This window comes from Psychrobacillus sp. (genome assembly GCF_056205495.1).
Genome location: NZ_JBAEAP010000280.1, coordinates 1 through 3202 on the forward strand (window position 1 = coordinate 1; position 3202 = coordinate 3202).

Annotated in this window: 3 protein-coding genes and 1 pseudogene; all 4 read left to right on the forward strand. The window is 38.4% G+C overall.

The window, feature by feature from the left end:
* Positions 1–522 (forward strand): ribonuclease FAU-1 family protein (locus AC06OU_RS08250; RefSeq protein WP_475855146.1); only part of this gene is annotated, 522 nt, incomplete at its 5' end.
* A gap of 15 nt (positions 523–537) precedes the next feature.
* Positions 538–1011, forward strand: a pseudogene (locus tag AC06OU_RS08255) (GrpB family protein); the annotation flags it as partial.
* Positions 1012–1029: 18 nt separating this feature from the next.
* Positions 1030–1533: an NUDIX hydrolase gene (locus AC06OU_RS08260; RefSeq protein WP_475855148.1), complete on the forward strand. Its 504-nt coding sequence runs from the start codon at positions 1030–1032 to the stop codon at positions 1531–1533.
* A gap of 18 nt (positions 1534–1551) precedes the next feature.
* Positions 1552–2625, forward strand: a complete 1074-nt coding sequence (locus tag AC06OU_RS08265; protein ID WP_475855147.1) for an NAD(P)H-dependent flavin oxidoreductase — start codon at positions 1552–1554, stop codon at positions 2623–2625.
* Positions 2626–3202: the final 577 nt, after the last annotated feature.

Here is a 3202-nt window from a genome sequence, read left to right on the forward strand (position 1 = left end):
GAACGACCGGGTTGGTCAAGAATTTTAAAACGGCAATATACTTTTGTCGAGATTAGTTCGGAGCAATTTACTGGAGGGGTGTCCCTTATATACTTATTGGAGACGACAAAACCATTATGGGTTAGTTATGATTCAAAGAAGGTTTGTATTGTCGACCAAGGGTATATGTGGCTGCAGCACTTCCCCACGGCAGAAAACTATACGGTAACGACCATGTTCGATCAAAACGGAAAAGTTGTTCAATGGTATATAGACATATGCCATAAACATGGTATAGACGACAAAGGCCCTTGGTGGGATGATTTATTTTTAGACATTATAGTTCTTCCGTCCGGTGATTACTTTCTTGTGGATGAAGAGGAGCTTGAAGAGGCTTTACATTCTGGTCTAATAAATCAAGAGAAATATGAGCTGGCTAAACATGTAGCTCAAAAAATCATGGATGAGCTAGAGGAAAATAACATGAACCTATTAAGATTATCCGTATATCATAAAAACGAGTTGACAGCACTTCTTAAATAAAAGTGAGGATGTAAAATGAGAAAAATTGAAGTTAAAGAGTTTTCACAGAAATGGGCTAATGATTTTCAACTAGAATCAAAGTCTTTAAATGATATTTTCAAGGAAGAACTAGTAGAAGTACACCATATAGGTAGCACTTCTATAGAGGGGCTTTCCGCAAAGCCGATTATAGTTATAATGCCTGTTGTCCGAGATATTAAACGAGTTAATGCATACGATGAGCAAATGATTCAACTCGGCTATACCCCAAAAGGAGAGAACGGTTTACCAGGTCGACGCTATTTTCAAAAAGGGGGTGACAATCGAACTCATCATGTACATATTTATGAACAAGGGAATCCTGAAATAGAAAGACATCTTATTTTTAGAGATTATTTAAGAAAACATTCTGTGGAGGCAAAGAAATACGGTGAGCTAAAGAGAGCTCTTGCTCAACAGTTTCCTTTTGATGTGGAGAGTTATATTAATGGTAAGGACAAGTTTGTGCAATCATTAGAGGAAAAAGCTATGCGATGGAATAATAGAATTCAGTTGAATTTTCATAGAGCGTTTGGAGTGTATGGTATCTGTATACATGAAAACAAGCTTCTAGTTATTCAGAAAAATGGTGGCCCTTATATCAACCGCTATGACCTTCCAGGTGGGAATTTAGAAACAGGTGAATCGCTGCAGGAGGCAATTGAAAGAGAATTCTATGAAGAAACAGGGTTATTAATCGATGTGCGTAAACAGATTGGAGCAGCTGACTTTATTATTCACACCGATTGGAGAGAAGGCACGGCTGTACACCATGTAGCCTTTTTTTATGAAGTTGAGCATGTAGGAGGGTCGATATCTGAACCATTGCAGTTTGAAGGACAGGACTCACTAGGAGCTGTATGGATTTCGGAACAGGAAACATCGATGGAAAATTCCTCGCCCTTAGTCTTAAAAGCATTTGAATGGTTGCGAACAAAAAAGATATCTGTAGAAGCTACTTATTATGAACAGTGGAAAGTTAAAGAAAACTGAAATAAGGAGAGGTTTTCGATGATGGGAAATAATTTTATGAAATCATTAGATTTAAAGTGCCCTATCATTCAAGCGCCAATGGCTGGAGGAATTACAACTCCTGTGCTAGTTAGTGAAGTCTCCAATCAAGGTGCACTTGGAATGATTGGTGCAGGATATTTAAAGCCTGATCAATTACGAGTTCAAATAAATCAGGTGAAGGCACTTACGAATGCAAATTTTGGAGTAAATTTGTTCGTTCCTGAGCATTTTGAATTGAATGAGGACCAGGTTGCAAAATCTAAGGAGCTAGTAAACAATTATGAGCTTCTTTTAAATCATAAAATGAAAGAACCGGACTTACCTACAAAAGAAATTGAAAAGCAAACATATGAGGAACTACTAAAGATTGTTATAGAAGAAAGAGTGGCTGCTTGTTCCTTTACATTTGGAATTCCTTCCAAAAAAACTATTGAAAATCTTAAACAAAATGGGATTATGACAATAGGGACAGCTACTACTGTGCCAGAAGCCATAGCTATCGAACGGGCGGGGATGGACGCGGTAGTTGTACAAGGTAGTGAGGCAGGAGGGCATCGTGGGAACTTTTTAGTAGATTCCCCTAACAGCATGATTGGCTTAATGGCACTAATTCCCCAAGTAGCTGATCAGGTGTCAATACCAGTTATTGCAGCAGGAGGAATAATGGACGGTAGAGGACTATCTGCTGCGTTATGTTTAGGAGCAGATGCCGTACAAATGGGAACGGCCTTCTTAACCTGCAAAGAAAGTGGGGCAAACCCAGTGCATAAACAAGCCGTACTGCAAGCGAAAAGCGAGGACATAGTGAGTACGAAAGCATTTTCCGGGAAGGAAGCAAGAGGAATTGAAAATCGTTTTATGAAAGAAATGCATGTGCATGAAAACAAGCTACCGCCCTTTCCCGTCCAAAATGCACTTACACAAAACTTAAGAAAAGCGGCCACTCAGCAAAAGGACGCAGATTTCATGTCTCTCTGGTCGGGCCAAAGTCCAACATTAGCTAGAGAGGAAACGGTTGAACAGCTTGTTCGTCGTGTTGTAAATGAGGCTACTTTAATATTAAAGAAGTAGGTTTTAAGAAATATGGTGACATTAAATTAAATAGCTTTGTTAAATTTTTTGGTTGATTTTGACTAACCATTCTTTTTTATAGTGACTGTAAACATTATAAAAGTGACATTCAAATGATTATTAAGATCAAAAATAAATTATGAAATTGGAGTTCGTGACAGTTTTTCGGCTTAGATTATGCGAGTAAATTTATAAGCAATTAATCGATGCATTAAAGCTGTTCCCATTTATTGATTGGAGCGCCAGACGGCGACTCCTACGGGATGAGTGAGACAGATAAGACATCACAACCACGCGCGTAAGCGATGGGTGATGGCTTATCGCTCACCCCGAGGAAAGCGTCCGGTTGGCGCGGAAATAAATTCTACTCTCGAATTTAAAGATTACTTTTTCTATGTATCATAAATCAACCCTACTCTTTAACATAGCCAATTAAATAAAGAGGAATTTCATAGTATTCTCACGAAATTCCTCCATAAAAGCATATTACAATCTATTGTGATATAGTTTCCTTATTCAATCTACATTCATACACTGGCTCTTCTTGCTGGGTATCTTCAAACCATTTCAACCCTAT